General features: G+C 59.9%; 21 protein-coding genes and 1 tRNA gene. 11 read left to right on the top strand and 11 right to left on the bottom strand.

Annotated features, from left to right (window positions below; genetic code table 11):
* Positions 1 to 2 precede the first annotated feature (2 nt).
* Complete coding sequence (locus tag FNV92_RS18065) at positions 3 to 1,265, bottom strand: D-alanyl-D-alanine carboxypeptidase family protein (protein ID WP_143845379.1); 1,263 nt, start codon at positions 1,263 to 1,265, stop codon at positions 3 to 5.
* 153 nt (positions 1,266 to 1,418) lie between these two features.
* Between FNV92_RS18065 and FNV92_RS18060 the strand changes: the two genes are divergently transcribed.
* Complete coding sequence (locus tag FNV92_RS18060; protein WP_143845381.1) at positions 1,419 to 2,375, top strand: alpha/beta fold hydrolase; 957 nt, start codon at positions 1,419 to 1,421, stop codon at positions 2,373 to 2,375.
* A 211-nt stretch (positions 2,376 to 2,586) separates the two neighbouring features.
* Here FNV92_RS18060 and FNV92_RS18055 read toward each other — a convergent pair whose 3' ends face one another.
* Positions 2,587 to 3,513, bottom strand: a complete 927-nt coding sequence (locus FNV92_RS18055) for a septal ring lytic transglycosylase RlpA family protein (protein ID WP_143845383.1) — start codon at positions 3,511 to 3,513, stop codon at positions 2,587 to 2,589.
* An 803-nt stretch (positions 3,514 to 4,316) separates the two neighbouring features.
* On the opposite strand from FNV92_RS18055, the gene FNV92_RS18050 reads away from it, so the two are divergent.
* Positions 4,317 to 4,445 carry a hypothetical protein gene (locus tag FNV92_RS18050; protein ID WP_283812506.1) on the top strand — a complete coding sequence of 43 codons (129 nt, stop codon included), beginning with the start codon at positions 4,317 to 4,319 and terminating at the stop codon, positions 4,443 to 4,445.
* A 35-nt stretch (positions 4,446 to 4,480) separates the two neighbouring features.
* On the opposite strand, the gene FNV92_RS18045 is transcribed toward FNV92_RS18050, so the two are convergent.
* Positions 4,481 to 4,774, bottom strand: a complete 294-nt coding sequence (locus FNV92_RS18045) for a hypothetical protein (protein ID WP_143845385.1) — start codon at positions 4,772 to 4,774, stop codon at positions 4,481 to 4,483.
* 154 nt (positions 4,775 to 4,928) lie between these two features.
* Here FNV92_RS18045 and FNV92_RS18040 point away from each other — a divergent pair, with 154 nt between their 5' ends.
* Positions 4,929 to 5,519 (top strand): TIGR00645 family protein, encoded by a 591-nt coding sequence (locus FNV92_RS18040; RefSeq protein ID WP_143845387.1) that lies wholly within the window; start codon positions 4,929 to 4,931, stop codon positions 5,517 to 5,519.
* Between the two features lie 15 nt (positions 5,520 to 5,534).
* On the opposite strand, the gene FNV92_RS18035 is transcribed toward FNV92_RS18040, so the two are convergent.
* Entirely contained in the window at positions 5,535 to 5,849 is a 315-nt protein-coding gene (locus FNV92_RS18035; protein ID WP_168213657.1) for a DUF1476 domain-containing protein, read from the bottom strand.
* Positions 5,850 to 6,102: 253 nt separating this feature from the next.
* On the opposite strand from FNV92_RS18035, the gene FNV92_RS18030 reads away from it, so the two are divergent.
* Positions 6,103 to 6,327, top strand: a complete 225-nt coding sequence (locus FNV92_RS18030) for a hypothetical protein (protein WP_015686094.1) — start codon at positions 6,103 to 6,105, stop codon at positions 6,325 to 6,327.
* 43 nt (positions 6,328 to 6,370) lie between these two features.
* Here FNV92_RS18030 and FNV92_RS18025 read toward each other — a convergent pair whose 3' ends face one another.
* Complete coding sequence (locus FNV92_RS18025; protein WP_143845391.1) at positions 6,371 to 6,571, bottom strand: hypothetical protein; 201 nt, start codon at positions 6,569 to 6,571, stop codon at positions 6,371 to 6,373.
* 287 nt (positions 6,572 to 6,858) lie between these two features.
* Complete coding sequence (locus FNV92_RS18020; protein WP_143845393.1) at positions 6,859 to 7,602, bottom strand: DUF7168 domain-containing protein; 744 nt, start codon at positions 7,600 to 7,602, stop codon at positions 6,859 to 6,861.
* A 798-nt stretch (positions 7,603 to 8,400) separates the two neighbouring features.
* Between FNV92_RS18020 and FNV92_RS18015 the strand changes: the two genes are divergently transcribed.
* The gene (locus FNV92_RS18015) at positions 8,401 to 8,571 is read left to right on the top strand and encodes a hypothetical protein (protein ID WP_168213658.1); all 171 of its coding nucleotides are present in this window, start codon (positions 8,401 to 8,403) and stop codon (positions 8,569 to 8,571) included.
* Positions 8,572 to 11,281: 2,710 nt separating this feature from the next.
* On the opposite strand, the gene FNV92_RS18010 is transcribed toward FNV92_RS18015, so the two are convergent.
* Together FNV92_RS18010 and FNV92_RS18005 are read right to left on the bottom strand one after the other, a co-directional pair.
* Entirely contained in the window at positions 11,282 to 11,485 is a 204-nt protein-coding gene (locus tag FNV92_RS18010) for a cold-shock protein (RefSeq protein ID WP_143846285.1), read from the bottom strand.
* A gap of 497 nt (positions 11,486 to 11,982) precedes the next feature.
* Complete coding sequence (locus FNV92_RS18005; RefSeq protein WP_244623680.1) at positions 11,983 to 13,836, bottom strand: autotransporter outer membrane beta-barrel domain-containing protein; 1,854 nt, start codon at positions 13,834 to 13,836, stop codon at positions 11,983 to 11,985.
* 937 nt (positions 13,837 to 14,773) lie between these two features.
* Here FNV92_RS18005 and FNV92_RS18000 point away from each other — a divergent pair.
* Positions 14,774 to 15,106, top strand: coding sequence for a hypothetical protein (locus FNV92_RS18000; protein WP_143845395.1), 333 nt, complete (start codon positions 14,774 to 14,776; stop codon positions 15,104 to 15,106).
* Between the two features lie 526 nt (positions 15,107 to 15,632).
* Here the strand turns inward: FNV92_RS18000 and FNV92_RS17995 are convergent.
* The 3 genes from FNV92_RS17995 to FNV92_RS17985 all read right to left on the bottom strand — a co-directional run bounded on the left by FNV92_RS17995 (position 15,633) and on the right by FNV92_RS17985 (position 17,193).
* Positions 15,633 to 15,722 (bottom strand) — tRNA-Ser (locus FNV92_RS17995).
* A gap of 68 nt (positions 15,723 to 15,790) precedes the next feature.
* The gene (locus tag FNV92_RS17990) at positions 15,791 to 16,957 is read right to left on the bottom strand and encodes a tyrosine-type recombinase/integrase (protein WP_143845397.1); all 1,167 of its coding nucleotides are present in this window, start codon (positions 16,955 to 16,957) and stop codon (positions 15,791 to 15,793) included.
* Positions 16,954 to 17,193 carry an Arc family DNA-binding protein gene (locus FNV92_RS17985; protein ID WP_210248038.1) on the bottom strand — a complete coding sequence of 80 codons (240 nt, stop codon included), beginning with the start codon at positions 17,191 to 17,193 and terminating at the stop codon, positions 16,954 to 16,956. Before FNV92_RS17985 ends, FNV92_RS17990 begins: the two co-directional genes overlap by 4 nt.
* A gap of 170 nt (positions 17,194 to 17,363) precedes the next feature.
* Between FNV92_RS17985 and FNV92_RS17980 the strand changes: the two genes are divergently transcribed.
* From FNV92_RS17980 to FNV92_RS17960, 5 genes are all read left to right on the top strand, one after another.
* On the top strand, positions 17,364 to 17,552 hold the full coding sequence (locus FNV92_RS17980; RefSeq protein ID WP_143845401.1) for a helix-turn-helix domain-containing protein: 189 nt from the start codon (positions 17,364 to 17,366) through the stop codon (positions 17,550 to 17,552).
* Between the two features lie 3 nt (positions 17,553 to 17,555).
* Positions 17,556 to 17,747, top strand: a complete 192-nt coding sequence (locus FNV92_RS17975) for a hypothetical protein (RefSeq protein WP_143845403.1) — start codon at positions 17,556 to 17,558, stop codon at positions 17,745 to 17,747.
* Complete coding sequence (locus tag FNV92_RS17970) at positions 17,744 to 18,247, top strand: RusA family crossover junction endodeoxyribonuclease (protein ID WP_143845405.1); 504 nt, start codon at positions 17,744 to 17,746, stop codon at positions 18,245 to 18,247. The genes FNV92_RS17975 and FNV92_RS17970 overlap by 4 nt, the downstream gene beginning before the upstream one ends.
* A 219-nt stretch (positions 18,248 to 18,466) precedes the next feature.
* A complete protein-coding gene (locus FNV92_RS17965) occupies positions 18,467 to 19,519 on the top strand; it encodes an AAA family ATPase (RefSeq protein WP_244623681.1) in 1,053 nt (350 codons plus the stop codon).
* A 492-nt stretch (positions 19,520 to 20,011) separates the two neighbouring features.
* A complete protein-coding gene (locus tag FNV92_RS17960) occupies positions 20,012 to 20,260 on the top strand; it encodes a hypothetical protein (protein WP_143845411.1) in 249 nt (82 codons plus the stop codon).
* Positions 20,261 to 20,728 lie beyond the last annotated feature (468 nt).

The raw sequence follows: 20,728 nt of genomic DNA, 5'->3' as shown, positions 1-20,728 counted from the left end.
GATCAGAGCTTCTCGGCGCCTGCGCGGAACATGCCGATCACGAGCTCGCTGGCGCCGTCGATCGCGCGGCGCATGGTCGAGCCGGTGCCGACCGCCTCGGCCGCGTAGACCGGCGTCTCCACCGCGATGTTGCCGCTGCGCCAGACCCTGACCACGCCGACCTTCTGGCCGGCCTCGACCGGGGCGCGCACCGGACCGCTATAAACGACGCGGGCGATCAGCTTATCGCTGCCGTTCTTGTGCACCATCACCTTCACGGGCGTCTTGGTCACCAGCTTCACCGAGCGACTCTCGCCACCGAACACCTTGGCGTAGCCGACCTGCTGGTCGGCCGCGATCAGCGTGCGGGTCTCGAAATTGCGAAAGCCCCATTCCAGCATCTTCTTGGCTTCCGTGGCGCGATCTTCGGGGTCTTCCAGGCCGTTGACGACGACGATCAGCCGCGTGCCGTTCTGCACCGCCGAGCCGACCATACCGTAGCCACCTTCCTTGGTGAACCCGGTCTTCAGTCCATCAGCGCCTTCCATCGAATTGAGCAGCGGATTGCGGTTGGGCTGGCGGATCTTGTTCCAGGTGAACTCCTTCTCGCCGAACAGTTTGTAGAATTCGGGGAAGTCCAGGATGATGTGCCGGGCAAGAATGCCGAGCTCGCGCACCGTCATCTTGTTGCCGGGGTCCGGCAGGCCGTTGGAATTGCCGAAGGTCGACTTCGTCATCCCGAGCTCGCGGGCGCGCTTGGTCATGAAGTCGGCGGCGAAGATCTTCTCGTTGCCGGCGATGCCTTCAGCCAGCGCGATGCAGGCGTCGTTGCCGCTCTGGATGATCGCGCCGTGCAGGAGGTCGTCGACCGAGACTTTGCTGTTGATGGCAGCGAACATGGTCGAGCCGCCCGACGGCGCCCCGCCCTTGCGCCAGGCATTCTCGCTGATCCGGTACTCGTCGGTCAGCTTGACGTCGCCCTTCTTGATGGCATTGAAGACAACCTCCGCCGTCAGTAGCTTCATCATGCTGGAGGGCGCGCGCAGCTCGTCGGCGTTCTTCTCGAACAGCACGCTGCCGCTGGAGGCTTCGATCAGGATCGCGGTGGGCGCGTCGCCGTCGAAGCCGGACTCCTCTGCCTTCTTGGCGCCCTGGACGCTCTGGTTGGCAGCATAAAGCGCCCCGCCCGAGCCGATGGCCGCGATGAGAACCGCAGCAATCAGTCCGCGCGCCAGCATTCCGGCCGTGAACCGGTTGCGACGAAGCGGAAAAAGACGAAATGCCATGGCCTAGCCCTGAGAGCGGCGTTCTAACAGTTGGAACCTTCGCGAACAACACGAGGCTGGTTGCCGGAACCTGAGATTGCACGATTCTCGCTGCGCCCCTATCGTGGCACCTCATATTTCTCGACCAAACCCCTGAAACAAGGCGGAAACGCGATGTCTTCCACCCGCGTGATCAAGGCCAACGGGATCGATCTGTTCATCCGCGAAGCCGGCCAGGGTCCGCTGGTGGTGCTTTGCCATGGCTGGCCGGAGCTGTCGTACTCCTGGCGCCACCAGATCCCGGCACTTGCGGATGCCGGTTTCCACGTGGTCGCTCCGGACATGCGGGGCTACGGCCAAAGCGCGGCGCCGGCCGACGTCACCGCCTACTCAATTTTCGACACGGTCGGCGACGTCGTCGGCCTGGTGCAGGCGCTCGGCGAGACCAAGGCCATGGTGGTCGGCCACGACTGGGGTGCACCGGTGGCCTGGCACGCGGCATTGTTCCGGCCCGATATCTTCACGGCGGTCGCGGGGCTGAGCGTACCGCCGCCGTTCCGCGGCCGGGGCAAGCCGCTCGAGCTGTTGCGCCAGGGCGGCGTCACCAATTTCTACTGGCAGTATTTCCAGACACCCGGCGTCGCCGAGGCCGAGTTGGAACATGACGTCGCCCGGACCATGCGCATCGTGCTGGGCGGGCGCGGCCTTGCCGATCCCAGCGCTGCCATGTTCGTGCAGGACGGCAAGGGCTTTCTCGGCCACGGCCATCCCGAGGAGCCGCTTCCGGACTGGCTCAGCGAGGCGGAGCTCGCCAATTTCATCGAGACGTTCCAGAAATCCGGCTTCCGTGGTGGGCTGAACTGGTATCGCAACCTCGACCGCAATTGGGAGCTGACGGCGCCCTGGCAGGATGCACAGATTCACCAGCCCTCGCTGTTCATCGCCGGCTCTAAAGATGCTGTCATCACCGGCCTGATCGGCGCCAAGCGTGTCAACGAGCTCGAGCGCGTGCTGCCCAACCTCACGCGAAGACTGATCATCGAGGGCGCCGGCCATTGGGTGCAGCAGGAACGGCCCGACGAGGTCAACGCGGCGTTGCTGGCATTCCTGCGCAACGTGTCGTCAGGCTAGCCGAACTCCTTCCGCATCGCGACGTGCGACGTGTTCGCCTCGTCCATTTCGACAAATCCGCATCTCAGGTAAAGGCGCCGCGCGGCCGTGTTCGCGAGCAGGCGGCATTGGCGGCAACACGCAGATCTGGACGTTCACGGGACGCGCGCGCATCCCGTTCTGAGCGTTGCACAGTGATGGGCACGCAGCTCGCTGGATTTTCGGGGATTGGTTAGTAGAGACCGCGGCCGCTCAGAATGCTGCGGGCCTCGGCAGCCCCATCGGCCGATGATGGAGCGCCCTCAGGCGCGTAGCCGCCGTCCCGGTCGTAGGACACCGCACGGGCATTCTGGAGCGCCCGGCCCCGGCTGCGGCTGGACGCCGACATTTCGGAGGTCGCATTGATGGAGGCGACATCGGCTGATGTGTTGCCAAGATTGTAGGGCCGCCCCTCCGGCATCGGAACGTCGCCGCGAATCGCTCCCCGACCAGAGGACGCAAGCTCCGGCACGAAGGGTCTGGCAGAGGCGACGCGAACCATCGAGGGCGTCGGCGCCGGAACGCCGGTGCGCAAGGTTGCCATCAACTGGCGGTCGTCGGAGCCTTCGAGCGGCGCCCGGCCGACATACTCGACCCGGACCTTCGCCACACCATTGCCTTTGAATTCAAGGAGTTCGGCGGCCTTGTTCGAGACGTCGATGAGCCGGTTGCCGTGATAAGGGCCGCGATCATTGACGCGGACGATCAGCGACTTGCCGTTCGAGACATTGGTCACGCGCGCGTAGGACGGCATTGGCAGGGTCGGATGCGCCGCCGTCAGCGAGCCCATGTCGAACACCTCCCCATTGGCGGTCAGGCGGCCGTGGAAATCATCGCCGTACCAAGACGCCATGCCCTCGGCGCGATAGTTCACGTCCTCCTCGGGTACATAGGTCCGGCCCGCCACCACATAGGGTTTGCCGACGCGGTAGGTCCCGCCGCCCTTCGGCACGGGATCGCCCAGAGCCACGACGCGGGGGCTCGAGGACACGCCGTATTTCGGATCGACCCGGCCGGCGAACTTGTTGGAGGAGGCGCAATTGGCGAGCGCGAGGCAGGTTGCGACCGCCGCGACGCCGCGCGCGACCCGCAAAACCGAATCTGACTGTCGGATCCCCATGTGCCCCAAATACCACTTTACCGAAGACGCACCCAACCCGCTTTTGGCTACGGGGAAGCACTGTCCGTCCCTTTGCTCCGAGGCGGCCCACCACCGCGTCGGAAGCAGTAAGGATAACGCAACCCGAACACGGCGGAAATGGGGAGCCCACAGCCATCACGCCGGGATGGTAAACGGGGCGTTCGCTTCTCACCGTTGATCTACGGAGCGCGCAGCCCTGCTGTGTGCCAGTCCTGGACATTCTGTTGCGCCAAATCCTCACTCCACCCCCATTGTCGCGAACTTCCCTGGAATTCTTTTGACTGTGCAAGGCCGCCCGCGTTCTCTCGCGTGCAAGGGTGGGATTTGGAATTTAACGATGATCGAGACGGTTTCGGCACTGATGGGTCTGGTAAGCGCGGGGATTTTCCTGGCCCATGCGTTTGAAGGTTACCGCACGAGGGCCTGACGGCAGTCGCGCGGACGGCAAGCATCACCTCTTTCAAGACGGCACGTTCGGACAATTTTAAGCAATCCGGCCGAGCATCGAAGACAAGAGCGGCAGGTGTCCCATGCGCAACCATGACCTCGTATCCGATGGTTTCCTGGCATTGACTGCCAGCGGTTTGATTCTGCTCTGCTCGAGCCTCGTGGCACTGGCCTTTGGCTGAGTACGACCACTGCCTTCCTTCTTTCTAACCACTACACCGCGACGCAGCATGCGGCCTGGTCCGCTATTGCCCTGCTCCCGGTTAGTTGATTGAATTTCTGCGTTTGGCGCCTCGACTCATTTCATGAGGCCATCACCAACGAGGGTGACGCAAATGCTTGCTGAGAAATTTTTCCTGGTTCTTGAATCGCTGATCCGCGGCGACCGCACCTATCCCGACGGTAGCCCGCGCGTGATCAGCACCTCCCCGCACGTGCCGGTAAATCTGCCGGGCCGAAAATAGAGAAACCTTCGTTCTTCGGCCGGAGATCGCGCCGCTCAACGCAGGCCCAATAGCGAGCGGCGATAGAAGCTGTCGCGGGCCTCGCTCAGACAAACGAAGCTGCCGTCAAAGCCCTGACCGTATCGCTTCTGCCTCTTGCCGTAATAGACGCCTTTCCTGAAGTCGAGCCAGACCACCTGATCCTGCGGGCAATGACGTTGCGCCTGCGCCTCGTCGCGAAACGGCGTCAGCGGCGTTGCCAAGGCCTCCAGGCCGCCGGCTGCGCACATCAGGCTGGCGACAGCGACGGCGATCGCGCCAGACCTCCTAGCGAACCCAGTCCAAGGCATCCCCTCACCTCTCGATCCCGCGACAACCGACTGGCAGGGTAACACGACACGCCATCGCGCCGTGAAAGGCCGCACCTGCGCCTCGCGTCTTCCACCGGCCATCTTACCGGGTTAGATGAAACCAAGATCATCTCGCTGCGAGGATGCTGCCTGAATGTCGGTTGAGCCTGAGCCCAGAACCAAGCCCGGGACCGGATCCGCCCCGGCCGCGCCGCGCCTGGGCGCGCTGCCGATGATCATCTTCGGCTCCCGCTGGCTGCAACTGCCGCTCTATCTCGGGCTGATCGTGGCCCAATGCGTCTACATCGTACTGTTCCTCAAGGAGCTCTGGCATCTCTCCTGGCACGCGATCGACCTCACCGAACATCAGATCATGATGAGCGTGCTCGCGCTGATCGACGTCGTCATGATCTCCAATCTGCTCGTGATGGTCATCGTCGGAGGCTACGAGACGTTCGTTTCGCGGCTCGACCTGCAGGGGCATCCCGACGAGCCTGAATGGCTCGGCCACGTCAATGCGAGCGTCCTGAAGATCAAGCTCGCCATGGCCATCATCGGCATCTCTTCCATCGCGCTTTTGCGCACCTTCATCGAAGCCGGCAATCTCGGCTCGGACCGCGCCAACTTCACCGAGACCGGCGTGATGTGGCAGGTCCTGATCCACATCACCTTCATCGTCTCGGCGCTCGGCATCGCCTACGTCGACAAGCTCGGCGATTCCGGCATGCGCGAGCACGGCGAGTGAGGTGCAAGGGCCGGCTTACTTCGATTCAACCTGCTGAATGACCTGGTGCAGGCACTCCTGGAGCTTCTGCGCGACCTGCTCACGCGTCACGCCCTTGCCGGAGAGATCGTCCGACACCCTGCCCACGACGCCGTCGATCATCTGGCTCTCCAGATTGTCCGTCACCAGCGCGGTCACGTAACTTGCCGCGGCTGAGCCGCTGAGCCCGAGCTGCGCCGCCGCCCATTGGCCGAGCAGCTTGTTGGACCGGGCGGTGGCCTTGAACAGGAGCTCCTCGTCGTGAGCGAATTTGGCTTCAAAGCCCTGCTCGCGCTTGTCGAACGTGGTCATGGTCAGCTCCAATGCTGTCGTTTGATGCAGATCGGACTGGGTGAGAGCGAACGTCTCCGCGCTTCATGTCAGTTCAGGATCCTCTAAAGCTTCCGGCGGAAGGCAAACGCCGTCAAGCCCGCCAAGGCAGGCGGCCGGGCGGGCGCGCGGGCGCCGCACCAGCTCCGCGCCAGCCAGGCCGGATAGGCAGAGATGTTTACCAATCGTTAAGCAGACTCAGCGCCGCATGGCCCGGGACATCGAGAGCTGACGCATGAACAAAGAGTTGCGGGAGTTTCGACGGCTTCAACGGGTCTGCCTGGAGCAGGCCGCCCTCTCCACCCTTGATCTCGCGAGAAGCGGATTGCTCAAGGTCGCCGACGATTGTCGGATCGCAGCCGAAGCGATCGAAGCGCAGTCTCCCCGTGGCGGGTTCGCAGGCGCTGTCCAGGCACTCAAGCTCGCCCTCAGCGCAACGCGCGCCCCGAACCGGCTCTAGGCTGGCACAGAGGATCGACGCCCGTGGAGACGACCGCGTTCGGTCAGGTCTTCGGCTCCGCAGCTTCTCGGGCTTCCCGCGCGAGCCGCTCTTCCCTCAATCGTTCCTTATTGGCGTAGAACGCCTTTTGCGCCTGCTCATGGTCGCGCATGGCCTTTTCAGCCTCGACGCGGCGTACCGCATCGCGCGCCTGGCGCTGTTCGGGGGTCAGTGGTTTGCGTCGAAAGGAAAGATCTTCAGCCATGGCAAAGTAACGCGGCCACCGGCGAAAAGTTCCGCGGGTCCCCGCGGTTCCGCCGGAGAGTTCCATCGGCCCCGACATGCCTCCCAAATGTCGAAAACAACCCCATGCACAGTAGCCCGTGCGTGTCGGATCAAGGGCTTGCACGCCCCGCTTTGCGCGTCCCGCAAAGCCCGATTTGACACGTCGGGCAAAACAGTGGCATAATGCGACTATTCCGAAATCGCCTGTTGCGGGCGTGCTCCCGGTGGCGGTGGCCCGATCGAGCGAAGCCCCCTCGCCCGATGCGTTCAGCTTCTCTTGTGCTTGGTCCCCGACTCCGCCCCGCCAAGGCCGGGATTGATCGCCAGCGACGCGCCGGCGGCGCCGCCGGCCTCATAGGCCGTCATCGACACCATCCGGCTGCCGCCGCGCTGGGTCCGGAGCCTGAGGTCGAGCTTGTCGAATTCCGCATCGACCACCGAGGTCTTGAGCACCACCAGCCCGCGGCCGGTGCTTTCGTTGACCCGGTCGCGACCGGCCTTGATCGCCAGCAGCCTGTCCGCGATCGACGCCACCATCCCGAGCGCGAACGAGGCATTGGCCAGATGTCGCTCCTGGTGCCGGAACCTGCCGTAGTCGACCGAGGTCTTGAAGCGGCCGAGTTCGGCCCGCACGGCGCCATCGATCAACTCGGCCAAGTAATGCGCGACCTCGATATCCGCGCCGAGACCGAAGAACACGTAGCTGTTCTCCCCGGCCGCGTTCTTCTCGCGCCAGACCCGGCAATCGCAGAAATGCGCGATCGCCCCGATGCAGTCGTCCAGGGGAATCCGCTTCTTGCGATGGGTCTCAAAGACCTTCCGCTCGCACGGCGATGCCCGCAGTTCGACGTCGGAAAGCGACAGATCGTGGCGATCGAGCAGCTCGGCGACCTTGGCGGCGGCAGACAGCGCCTCGTCCTCGGTGCAGCCATTGGCGATCGTCTTGGCGCGCAACGCCTGAATGCGGAGCTTCAGCTTGTCGAGCGTGGCCGGATTAGACGACTGATTCACCTATCACCTGTCCGGGTAAGCTAGACCGACGGCCCCGGGCGAATAGGCTGGCGGAAGGGGGCCGTCAACCTAGTTGATCTAACTCGCCTTTTTTACGCCTCGGAGTAATAGCTACGGTGTTTGCAACGGTCGTCTCAGCACCATCTCAACCGTAGTTCGGCGCCCGCGAGCGTGGCTTGCGGCCTGCCGCCCAGGCCATCGTTCACAATGGCTGGGGAGCGGATCTAAGGCGCGCGCGGGACGACCCGAGCAAATCGATCGCTTAGCCCCCCCGCCTCCGCCGTTGTGCCAGCACATGATCGATAGACGCGGACAGACTTTCATCGGTATCTCACGAAACCATTTCGCAGAGCGGCGAAGTTCCCCCGAAACAATCCGCCCTTAGCGTGGTTGCCAACCAATAAGGGGGATGGCGATCATGTTGAACATGCTTCTGGACGCGATCTACGGGGGGGTCATTTCAGCCTCGATCCCCGGCATGAAGATGCAGGGTGCAAACAGCAGGACACTCCCCAGCACCGCGGCGCGCGCAGCCTGGCTACCGGAACTGATCGGAGCGCTCGATAACGTCGCTGCGCTTCCTGCGCCCACTCAATCCGAAATCGACGCATGCCACGCTCGGTTGCGACTCCCAAGCGGACCAGCTGAGCCGACGCTCCATTGAGTGCATCTCACCTCGTTACACGCACCACATGCCCAGACTCCGCGCAAATGCTCTTCATAAAACCCGGATTTAATTTAAATGGAACAAATTTAATAAAATCTGTGTTATCTGGAGATCAATGGGAGTTTAGCTCCATGCAAGACGAAGAACTGGCTCTTCAAGCCGTCAGCGATGCGCAGCGTATTTTGGAAGAATACCTAAAGCCTCAACCGCGCAATAACGAGCGCGCCCTTCTCGACCAATTAGTGGAAGTTCTCGATCGGCCAAGCCTTATTGTGGCGGTCGGGCGGATGCATCAACGTTAGTCTCTCGCGCCAGCTTCAACCATTCTTCAGCGAGGGCGAGCCAAGCTTCTTCGTCTGCACTGTTTCGTGCATTGGCGGCGCGGCTTCAGCATTCTTCTGCAAAAGTCCCGTACTTCTCGGCCTCGACGCCCGTGGGACCACTACGCACGGCCGCGCGAATGGCTTCAGGGTCAAAAGTCGCTCTGGTAGCGATTGAACCTCGAGCGGCTCCAACTGGACCAATCTTCGCCGGGGTTTTGCACCATCCCCCCGGGGCTGGAAGCCGCCGCCCGCAATGTATTTAAGCGGGCGGCGTTTTTGCATCCAGCGAGGCGCCAGTATCGGGGCTGGCGGAGTACCGGAGCCTACAGACGCCTGAGGATTATGCGCCTATTCAGGCCGGCGTCGTCATTCTCACGGATGATTTTTCTCGATCGCACGGACAAAAGGTTATCGGATTTCGGAATGCGACAGCGCGCGCTTCAGCGCCTGGAGGGACTCATTCAGCGACCTTCGTCCATCCGGTTTTATTATCGGCCTGAGGAACGGAACATCGCTCCCAAACACAACGGTGTTCGTCCTGCGCTGCGGCCGACATAGGCCTCTCCCGCACACAGACCTCCCTGGGTTCGACCGACTGCGCCGTTACGTGATCTTCAAGGGGCGCGCCCACGGCGGCAAACGTCGAGAAACTGCAGAGCGCAATCGACGACTATGTCGAGGGCTGACCGGCGGCCGCAACCGCACTCCCGCGAGTCAGCGCCGCCTGTCGGATGACATGTCCCCGAGCCTCTGCGCTTGCCTCAGGAACGTATTGCGTCAATCGCGTGGGCGATCAGGATTGCTACGCTAACCGAGATGATGATGATGACCAGCAGCCAAACGATCACGTTCGTCTCCATCCACGCTATGGAGTGAACGCGCTCAATCGCGCACAGTCAAAAACAACCAGCCGAAACCCTTAATTTCGGGCGGACTGAGGATTCAAGGCAACTGTTGCGTCCGCCGTCGGCCCTATCGGCGGAATGCCAGCAGAAGAAGAACACCAACGACACACGCCGCGAGTATGAGAAACAAAATACCCACGTCTCCCCCGACTTGAGTCTGCCCTCAAGCTTAATTCTTCAATTAAATTGCAGGAACCAAATAATGCGCATAGGACTCTAAATTAATCGTTTAATGAGAGTATTTCGCAATGTTCCTCTGTGCCTCAATGGCGTTAGCGTCATTATTTTTGGCAGCCGCGGTCTTCGTCGCCTACATCGCCCGCGAACTTCCCGGAGTTATATTTCTAAGCGACGACTAATCTTGATCAGATCTTCTTAAGTATATTTATTTATATTATTTTCTGGGGACGGTGCCGTGGGGGACATACGCGGCTCTGTGCTTGGGGGAAGGCCCGCCCCGCAGTCAGCTCCGGCGGGCCTTCCTCGAAATGCGTAGCGGTATCGCTTCGCGGAGGTGACTTCAAAGCATCCAGGCAAATGTCAGCCAGGCGGACACCGCGAAACGAACCGCAACGCCGAGGTGCGGCAGAGACATGCTCATCGGAATCTCCAGGCTAGAGATTACGCAGGACTGGCGACCCTTCCCGTGCTCGCATTGACGGCGAGCCTGACGTTGCTTCTTGCAGGCGGGGCTTTCTTGGGATGCCGTCCACTTAGGACTTCGACTTCTGCTCGCGCAACGAGAGCGCGCAGCCGCTGGATCTCCAGCATGATATCGTTCAACTTTTGGGTTTCCTCAGAAATGTGTCGCACACGCAGGCTGTAAATATCCATCACGCTCCTCACTAATCGGACATAAAAACAACTTGGCAAAAAACCGGCTATAGGGGCAGCGTAGCTGTATTTTCCAGCTCGGGAAATGGCCCCCGTAATATTTAATGAAAATGAACGGCCGGCAGCGTGTACCGGCGAGGCTCTGTTCGTGGGCAGCGAGGCGATCAGTAGACCTGTGCACACGCGAGATATAGATGCGGAGCCCGACACAAGACCGCCATCGCAACCCGGCGGACAACGAAAAGCCCCAGCTCCCAGTTCGAGATCCAGCGCTCTCGTTGCGTTGCCCGCTTGAGTTCAAAGGGTTGCCGGGCGGAGAAACTGTATCCCGCGCATGCTAATCAGCGTTACCCGTGTCGTCCCTACTGCCGGTGGTGGTGCAGCCGTCGGCGCAAGCTGAAAAGGCATCGGTGAGCAAGACCGCCACCGAGGCGGGCGTCACCAACCTATCGCATGCTGCACACCACGAAGTACCGCTACGGTGCTTCGTGTGTAGCGCCCATCGTTCCAGCGATGATCCACTGCATATGCCGCAACGGCAGCAAAGATGATAGCAAATCCAATCTTGCCCATATTTAATGGCGCTCGCCCGCGCTCCAAGAGAATTTCGGAAGCAAGTTGCTGCGCAAAAATGTCGTCTGACGAAAGCGTCGACGTGGACGGATGTGGCCCTCAGGGAAAGGCCGCAGGGTGGTTCCAGCCCCCACTGCGGCCATCCCGGACAACTGAAAATTGATCGGTACTCAAATCTCGCCGGTGTTCTCACAGTAGAACACCCCGTTCCGAAATTGAAGTCGATATAACTACCGGAATCCGATTTCGACGTATTGTGGCCAAATTGCCAACATGGCACAGCGCACTTTCCAGCCCCAATGCTCCTGGCTGCCGATCCAATTGCGGATTAGAGCGCCGGGAGTGCTAGGCCTGTGCGCGTGAACCGGCTCGGCGGGTCAACCGACTCTCAGATTTTCAGCTGACGTTTTGCCTTTGTTGCTCGTTTCTTCGTAGCTCACCTTCGCGCCCTCGTTGAGGCTGGTCAGGCCGGCCCTCTCGACGGCCGAGATATGGACAAATACGTCCTTGCCGCCATTGTCAGGCTGAATAAACCCATAGCCTTTTGTCGCGTTGAACCACTTTACCGTCCCTGTAGCCACGTCCGCCTCCTGCTTGAGCAATGCCTCCAGCCTAGATCGAGCACGCGGCGCACGGCAAGAAAAACTCGTCAGCTTGATCCGGCGTGCTGCCCGAAATCTTTTTGGGGCTGTGGAGCACACTCGTTGTCGCCGGCGGCAAACGAAAAACCGCCGACCCTTGAGCCGGCGGTAGCTTATCGGGGCACCGGTCGCTTGAGCCAACATGAGCACGAGTGATCGATTGCTGCGGCTATGGATATGCTTGGAAAGCTATCAACCAGCGGTCCCCCGTAAGATCCGCCAAAATCCTTCCGAAGCGCCCTGAACCTTCGCGCCGCTCTGAATATTCTCGGCCGCCACACCGACGCTTTCCTCGTTTGGCTGGCTTGGAAAAAAAGAAGGCCATCGACGACCTTCACCGCATACCGCGCCGGATGTATGCACCGGCACGTCCGATCAAGAAGCTTGGCAAGTCATCTTTGGATGACAGAGGACCTTGTTGGTCGACGAACTGGTGGTTACACAAAAATGAAGTCTTGCGCTGTCAAGGCGTGCTGACTGTGAACGATAACGTCGTTGCCAAGGCTGAACGTGATGATGCTCTCGTGCGTAGTATCGTTGAAAGCAGAGATCGCCAGCTGCCCGAAGTCACCGATCCCAAGGCCGCTGACGTCGATGTGATCCTTGCCAGATTGAGAACCTGCGGTCTGGCCGAAGTCCTCGATTTTGTCGTGGCCGTTTGCTGCTGCAAAAACGAAACTGTCATTTCCTCCTTGCGCCCTTCCAATAAGCAGTTGAGCGTCGCCCCACATGTCGTCATTGCCCGTGCCGCTTACGATGGTATCGTTCCCGCCCCGCGCCCGGTCGGCCAAAAGTTGGGCGTCGCCGACCAGGGTATCGTTGAAGGACCCAACTGGAAGGCCGCTTGCGTCGTCCCCTCCTGTAAGGATGTCGTTTCCTCCTACCGCGTGACCGGACATGCTCAAGGCATCGCCATAGGCAGTGTTCGTTGATCCTATTCCTCCAGTGAAATGATCCGCTCCGCCGACCGAGTTACCAATCATTTCGAGTCCGGCATCGCCATAGAATGTATTTGTCGTGTTTTGAGCGCCGAAGAACGTATCGCTGCCACCCCTAGAGTTTCCCGACATCTGGCCGGCAGCATCTCCGAAGAACGTGTTAGTTGCCGTGTTTTGCGAACCTGACGCGGTGAACGTGTCATCGCCGCCCATTGAAGCGTCGGACATGTTTCCGCCAGCGTCGCCGAAGAATGTAGCGGATGCTCTGATGGACAAAAAGTTATCATTGCCACCGTGGGCATGACCTGACAGGTTGCCGCCAGCGTCGCCGTAAAAAAACACCGCCGACCCTATAGTTCCGCCGGCGCTGAACGAGTCATCTCCGCCCGATGCGTTTTGAAGCAGATCACCACCCGCATCACCAAAGAAGGAGAAAAGGAAGACTGTGTTTGGAGGGCCGCCCCCACCAATAAGTGCGGTCAGGCTATCATTTCCTCCATGACCGTTGTTCGTGATGCTCCCGCCAGCATCGCCATAGAATGCGTCGACAGGCAGCCCACGACTTGCCAGCATCGAGGCCGTATCGTTACCGCCCGCAGCGTTATCGGAAATATTGCCTCCAACATCCCCGTAGAAAGTGCCGGTCCCCTGGAACGTGTCGTCGCCGCCTATGGCATGCCCTCTTAAATCCTGCCCCGCGTCCCCATAGATGGTCGAGGTGCCATCACCGCCAGACGATACGAAATGGTCATTTCCACCTGTTGCGTATTGCGAGAGGGAGCCGGCGGCGTCGCCAAAGATAGTGAAAGTGCTGAAGTTGACGGCAATGGTGAAAGTGTCGGTGCCTCCTCTCGAATGGCCCGACATGTCGCCGCCCGAGTCACCGGCGAAGACGAAATTGGTGAATACTGCCCTTCCAAAGAATACATCGTCGCCGCCGATAGCAAATCCCGTTATGTCTCCGCCAGCGTCGCCATAGAAATAGCTGCTCAGCGGTGCTCCCGCTTTACCTCCCGACGTTTCCGAAAAGGAATCATTTCCGCCTAAGGCGTGGCCCGATAGTTTGCCACCGGCATCGCCGTAAAAGCTGTTGGTCGCGGTTCCCAGCCCCGTAAAGCTATCCGAGCCACCAACTCCAAAATCGGTGATGTCGCCGTTTGCATCTCCAAAGAAAATGTTTGTTGCGTTAGCTCCACCGGTGAAGGTGTCGTTACCTCCTGAGGCGTGGTTTCGGATGCTTCCACCAGCGTCTCCGATCAAAACGTTGTAAGTGCTGTCAATTCCCGCGTAAGCCTCATCAGCGCCCACTTGAGTTCCGCGCAAACTTCCGTTTGTGAAAGGGACTTTCGCCATTTTCCTCACCCTTTAATATCGCTACTCTGCTTTAAATATTAAATGCAGGCCAAATATTGGCTGCAAATTAATGGTTGTCAAATGAGTTGGACGCGCCATTTAGGGCGAGCTGAGACGTTTGCCTCCCGTCGTTCCGGTTCAACGCGATAGAGTGCTGTTCGAGAGATGCGACGTCAGACGTCGCCAATACTGCTCAACGCACGGCCGATACCGGCGCAGAAGTCTAAGCGGCATTGCAGAGCTTTCATCGAGGAGACCTGCATCTCTCGCTGCCACTGTTCGGCACCGCTTAGCGAGAGCGCTGTCGTACCGGCTAAAACACCAACGAAAGCGACATCCACGCAGCCAGCGAGAGGCAGAGAAAGATTCCGAAATAAGGCAATGCGAGGCGCATCGGTCTTCCCTCCGAAACGCGAATATTTATTCAGCCTCTCACGAGTTATTCAAAGTGTCCAGACATGTCTTCCGGTCACGACGCTCCAAACGTGCGCGCAAAGGTTCCTTTGACGGAACGACAATTTGGCGAGGCGACGAAGATATCCCTGAAACCGCTTGTGTGACGGGACCAGCGGGTCACGGGGTTTGTATCCCAAAATGCTTTCATTCCTGAGGTTGGCATTCTTCTCACCTCGTTTTTTTTAAACCGGAACATGACTTCGAACAGAGAACCGCAAAGCGGCCCTTTCTTCTGCGCCGGTCGCTCCCTATTTCCAAGTCATGCCTACTGCGTTCGAGTTTTGCCTTCCCGGGCCGCCAAGTCGTGCCCGTAGGTCCCGACTGGATCCGCGAGACAGAATATGACGGCTACCGGCTGCGCTTGAGGCAAGGCTGTGCGGCTAATTACCCGCAACGGCCACCCCGCGCATTCAGTCGCTCGCTGCTGACAAGAGCGAACTGGATCGGTAGCCTGGTCTTGTGCATCAACGCATTGGTTTCGATGATGAAGATAGTGGCGGTCATCGCCTTCCTGCTGCTGCTTCCAACTCCACTCCGCGCAGGGGCGACCATCGTTGGCGCCGGTTCACAGTCTTGTTCAGCTTGGACGAACAGAACCAAGAACGCCATCGTTAAGGGAGCGTTCGAATCTTGGGTCATGGGCTTCGTAAGCGGTCTCAATGTCAGTGGCGACAGGGAAATCGTCGGCGGAGGCGATTACACCGCGATCGTTGCTTGGATGGATCAGCGCTGTCGATCTCGTCCAACCGACCAAATTGGAATCGCAGCCCTGGATCTCGCTATGGAATTAGCAGGCAATGCGGCGAAGCGCTGATCTCACGTCTGGCGCTGGTGGATGTTCGTGCTACTGCTGGAGCAAACGACCGGTGCCCGCCTGGAAAACCTCAAGCGCCTAGGAGCCGCGCGGCTCGAGTTTGAATTGGGACCGAAGACGAAGCCCAAAGTCTCATCTGATCAGAAAGTCATGAAATGTCGAAACGACGGAGGATGATTTTCCTGCTGGTTTGTGTACTGATTGTTGGCTCGATCGTGGCGAGCGCTCGGTACTATCTCAATAGATGCCATGGCATCGATGCCTGCGCGGCCGCCGAGGCTGAAAGCCACGAACGAGATAAGCCAAGCGAGCCTCAATAATCTTTTCGGGCATTTAAATCGCCTCCCCAAGACACCTAGAATATGCCTTCCAGCCATTGCTCCTTCGGGAAAAACCGTCCTCCGAACCCATGGTCAAAAGCTACGGTCAGCCTCCCGACTGGGGCGAACATCGGCGAAGCACAGGCCTTCGATGCAACTCACTGATTTTGCTGTGGAGTTCGAACGACTGCGAACGGAGGAGATATTGGCGGAAGGGGTGGGATTCGAACCCACGGTACCCTTGCGGGCACGCCGGTTTTCAAGACCGGTGCCTTAAACCACTCGGCCACCCTTCCAAGCCTTGAAATTGTTTAGCTTTTCGTCGCTTGGCAGAGAACATTTCGAGGACTCTGCTACCGCTTTGCTACCCAACGTCGTCGGTTCGCTTCTTTATGGCCGCTCGCATGGCGTCGTCAACCGCCGCGGCGGCCTCTCCCTGCATGTTCGGCATCAGGTGCGAATAGATGTCCAGCGTGATGGCAATGCTGGAGTGCCCTAGCCTCTCCTGGACGATCTTCGGATGGATGTTCGCTGCCAGCATGTGGCTGGCGTGGGTATGGCGCATCTTGTGCAGCGTCATGCCCCACTCTTTGAGGAAATCCGACATGACGTGGGTGAGGCTCCGCGGCTGCAGCGACGAACCGTCCGCCTGGGTCACCACATGCCGGTCATCGTCGCCGCGCACACCGAGGCGAAGCAGTTCCTCGGCTTGCAGGACGCGCCAGCGGCGCAACTCCTCAACGGCCATGGCAGGCAGAGCGATCGTGCGGGCGCGGCCGCTCTTGGCTTCCTTCTCCCGGACGCTGCCGGAGTCTGTCTGCTCGGTGCTGGCGATGACAGCGAGCTGGCCGGTCTCCAAATCGACCGATCGCCAACGCAGAGCCGTAATCTCACCGCGGCGGAGGCCGCAGAGCGTTGCCAGGATCAGAGGGATAAACAAACGGCGTTCCCGGGCCGCATCGAACACCGCTGCCGTAGCATTCGCATCAATGGTCCTGACCGGCTTGCGCTCGATCTTTGGGCGATCGCGCTTCTCGAGCAGCGCGGCAGGATTTCGCGGGATCAAGCGCCAGCGCTCGGCTTGCCCAAGGGCGGAATACAGAACGCGGTGCATGTGGTGCACGGTGCGCGGCGATAGACCACCCTTCCCGTCCCGCCGGCCGCTTTCCAGCGCTTTGCCATAGGCCTCGCTGATATCGATCGGCTGGAGCTTTGAGAGGATTTTGGCGCCGATCAGGGGAGCAATGTTCTTGGTGGCGATTTGCTCGTAACGCTCATGGGTCCGGGGCGAAACGTTCGGCTTGATGTGTTTTAGCCAGCGATCGAGGAATTGCAGGACGGTGACCTTGGAAGGCTCGACATAGCCGCCACCGTTCATTTCGGTGATCAGGCGCGCGCATTCGTCCTGGGCCTGGCGCTTCGTGCCTTTGAAGCTGTGCCATTTCCTCTTCCGCTTGCCGGTAGCAGGATCGCGCTGATCGAGGATGATTGCCCAATGGCCGGGCGAGCGTTCTCGGATAGAGCCCTTCACTGCTTTTCTCCCTTCGGCGGGTTGCCGCCAAGCACTTTGTAAAAGTCTGAAAAACCGGCCATTTCCTCTCGGATGACGTCGCGGATTTCTTGCTTGCGGAAGGAGTCCTCCAGCCGTGCAATGATTTCGGCATTCATCGATTGCTCATTGCGTTCTGCGGCCTTTTCCAGCTTGCGCCGAAGCTCCTCGCTGAACCGCAATTTCAGTTGGACAGTTTCGGTTGCTTTACGTGCCACCCATTGATCTCCCTGCGAACTAGTACAGGATGGCACGAAATGGTTGGGGCCGCAAGTGACCCCACAAGAAATGTGTGGGGTCATTTGTGACCCCGCTTGACGGAATCCCTCCAAATCATATCTCTTGGGCCTAGGGGGTCAGATATGACCCCATTACTCAGGAGAAACAAATGTCGGATGAATTGACGATCAGTGTTCCGGAGGCTGGTAAGCGCTACTTTGGGCTTTGCCGAAACTCGGCTTATGCCGCTGCCGAGCGCGGGGACATCCCAACGATCAAGATCGGGCGGCTGCTGAAGGTGCCCGTTAAGGCCCTCGAGCAGATGCTGGAAAGCCCGCGCAAGACGGAGGCTGCATAAGTCATGGCCTCCAAAATGGAAAACCCCGCGCTGGCGGCACGGGGTTGTCCGGTAACTGTTCAGGCGGACGGCTCGAACAACCCGGAATATGCTCTCGCCTCTCTTCGCAAGCAATACCTCGCCGAGATATTCGCGTTGCCGGCCCAAACGGCCATCACGATCGCGGAGCTCGCCTTCGGTGAGGTGCGCTCATGAGCGAGCCTATCACCATCACCCTCGCCGGCGCCCCCCAGGGAAAAGGCCGGGCACGGGCTTTCCTCCGCGGCGGTCATATCGGGCACTACACCCCCGAGAAAACCCGCAGCTATGAGGGCATGATCCGCACCGCTGCGATGGACGCGATCGCAGGGCGCCCTGCCCTGGATGAGCCTATTGAGTTTGTACTGCGGGCCATCTTCCCGGTGCCGGTATCGTGGTCCAACCGCAAGCGGGCGCGGGCATACACTGGTCACATCAAGCCTGGCAAAAAGCCCGATCTCGACAATATCGCGAAGGCTTGGAATGACGCGCTCAACGGCGTGGTCTATCGCGACGACAGCCTGATCTGTCGGATGACACTGGACAAGCGCTATGGGCCTCAGGCTTTAGTGGTTGTCACGGTGCGACCGATGGCGAACATCCCGGCGGAGAACGCCAGGGCCCTAAAAGTCGTGGCGCACAACGTACCTTTCAGCACTCTAGCTGGAGGGCGATGAATTGAGCCACCCTCTCATGGTATCCGATCCGAAAGTCCGCAAGTTGCTCCAGCTTGCCGGCCTCCGCTTCATGTGTAGCCGCGCGCGGTGGCTGGAAAGTGAGTGCAGGGTCCTTGGTCTCGCCCTCAAGAACGGCACACTCTCTTCAAGCGAGGTGGATTCTAAGCTCGAGGAAATGGGCGCGCTCGAGCTCGTCTATCCCGAGCTGATGAGGTGCGAATGAGAACGCCCGACGTAGTGCAGGCGCCGAAAGGGTTCTCGTTCGAACTGTTCGGTAAAATTCGCTGCCCAACAGAGGCCGGCAAGTCGCATATCATCAAGGGCATTTTTGCCTACGATGAAACGTCGGCTTGGGTTGGGCCGCCTGGAAGCCTCAAGTCCGCATTGCTGGCTGATGCTGCTGTTGCGATCGCCAGCGGCTCAGATTGGTTCGGCCACCGCAGTAAGCATCAAACCGGGGTGATTTATTTCGCATTGGAGCGGGCGGATCTCGTCCGGCGTCGATTGCTGGCAATTGCTAAGACCAGAGGACTGGAGCGACTGCCAATCGCCGTTGTCCCCGCGGTTGTCGATCTGGTTCGGCCGGATTCGGTGCGGAAGGTTCTCGACACCATCGCTGACGTTGAGGCGGAGTTCTACGGGGCCGACTACGACCAAGCGACAGGCGCCGGCGTGATCATATTCGACACATGGGCCAAGCTGATCGCGGCCGGCGGCGGAGACGAGAACCAGGCGAAGGACGCCGGCGCCATCTTCGCCAACATCCAGCGCATTAAGAACGTCACGGGCGGCCCCCACGTCGCGCTGGTTGGGCATACCGGCAAGGAGGCCGAGCGCGGCCCCCGAGGCAGCAGCGCAATCGTGGGGGACGTCGATATGCTGGTGACAATCAGCGGCGAGGACATCAAAACCGCAACCATCAGCAAGGCCAACGATGCGCCAGAGGGCCCACTGTTTTCCTTCAAGTCGAAAGTACATGAGTTCGGCTTGGACGAGGACGGCGACCCCATCACGGTCAACATTGTCGAGCCCACGGACGAGGTGCAAGCCCCCCGAGGCCGCCAGCCCAAGCTTACGCCAAACCAGCGAACCATGCTCTTGCTGCTCCAGGAAGCGGGCAAGGCAGGCCTGCTGACTGAGGACTGGAACGCCAAGGCAAGAGAAGCAGGCATCGGAGAGAGACGCCGAGCAGACCTCACGGACGCTAGATCAGGCTTGAAAGCCAAAGGTCTCGCCCGGGAGTACATGGATCGATGGAACGCATGTTCGTAATGTTCGGGTTTCGGGGTTCTATAGAACCCCCGAACCGAACGAACATCCGAACACGAACACGAACCGAACACGTCCGAACAATCCGAACATGAGAAAAGGGATGGCGAAGAGCGGAAATAGGACCCCAACAGCGGCCGGCGCAAGCGGAGCAACGGTTCCAGTTGTTGACTTGCGAGGCGCCGGCAGAGTGCAACGCCGTATCTGGCGCGCATTCATGGCAATGCCCGAAAGCGAGCTCTCGACGGCCGAACTGGCGCGATGGGTCTATCCGCGGTTGGAAGGTGAGCCGGCGAGAAAGCACCGATGGGCAATTGTCCGAGCTGCATCCCGAATGGCTCAGCGCGTCCGGCGCGATCGTCCTGGAGGGGTGGTTTTCAGGGCCTTTGGTAGCAATGCGGTAGCAACAGCGCATTCAGAAGGAAGAGATTTAGAGTCTGATCAATAGCTTAGCGTCAGACAAGCACCGGTTTGGCAATTCGGTAGGAGACGAAAATGCAGGCTTTGACGATAGCAGTTCTTTCCCTCACGGCAGGGGCGGCTTTGGTTCAGCAGCCGAACGGAGACGTATTCCCGCCCAAGGTCGACGGGATCGAATACGTGCTCCGTTATGGCAGCGCGCCTCGTCCTGGGTGGCATGACGGGCTCAAGTACTTAGACAAGACCAAGGCCGAATGCGAACGCCGTCTGGCGTTGATGCCGCCGCCAGCCGTGTGCATGGTGCGCGAGCAACTGGAGATATAGCGATGCTCGGCAATCGCCTGATCTACGCTTTTCTGTTCGGAGTGGGTGGGATGGTCGTTGGTGGGCTCGCCGGTAGCAGTTCAACAGCGCTCGCCTGCACCGGCATGGCTGCCGTCGCTGGATGGATTTACGGCGGGCAGCCAGGGGTATAGCCGATTGGGGTGCTGCACGGGGCCTGCTGAGATATTTGCGGCGTACATGCCGGCTTGTAACTGCTAGTCTGCTTTGATCCCATCAAGTAATTGATATAATTCATCTTTTATCTTTGTTCGGATTCCCATCAAGCTTATATTGGTCGCACCAAATCAATCACGGGTGCGAACCAAGATGTCCGAACAAACGTCTGATCACTTCACAGAGCGGGCCGTGTTCAAGTGCTCGCCTGAGCTGCTCGAGGTCATCGATCGCTCAGCGGCAGCCAGCTTCACCACCCGCTCAAACTTCCTCCGCGATACGGTCGTTGAGCGT

This window comes from Bradyrhizobium cosmicum (genome assembly GCF_007290395.2).
GTDB classification, from domain to species: domain Bacteria; phylum Pseudomonadota; class Alphaproteobacteria; order Rhizobiales; family Xanthobacteraceae; genus Bradyrhizobium; species Bradyrhizobium cosmicum.
The sequence above is the reverse complement of the archived record's forward strand: the minus strand, read 5'-3'. Positions and strand labels throughout refer to the sequence as shown.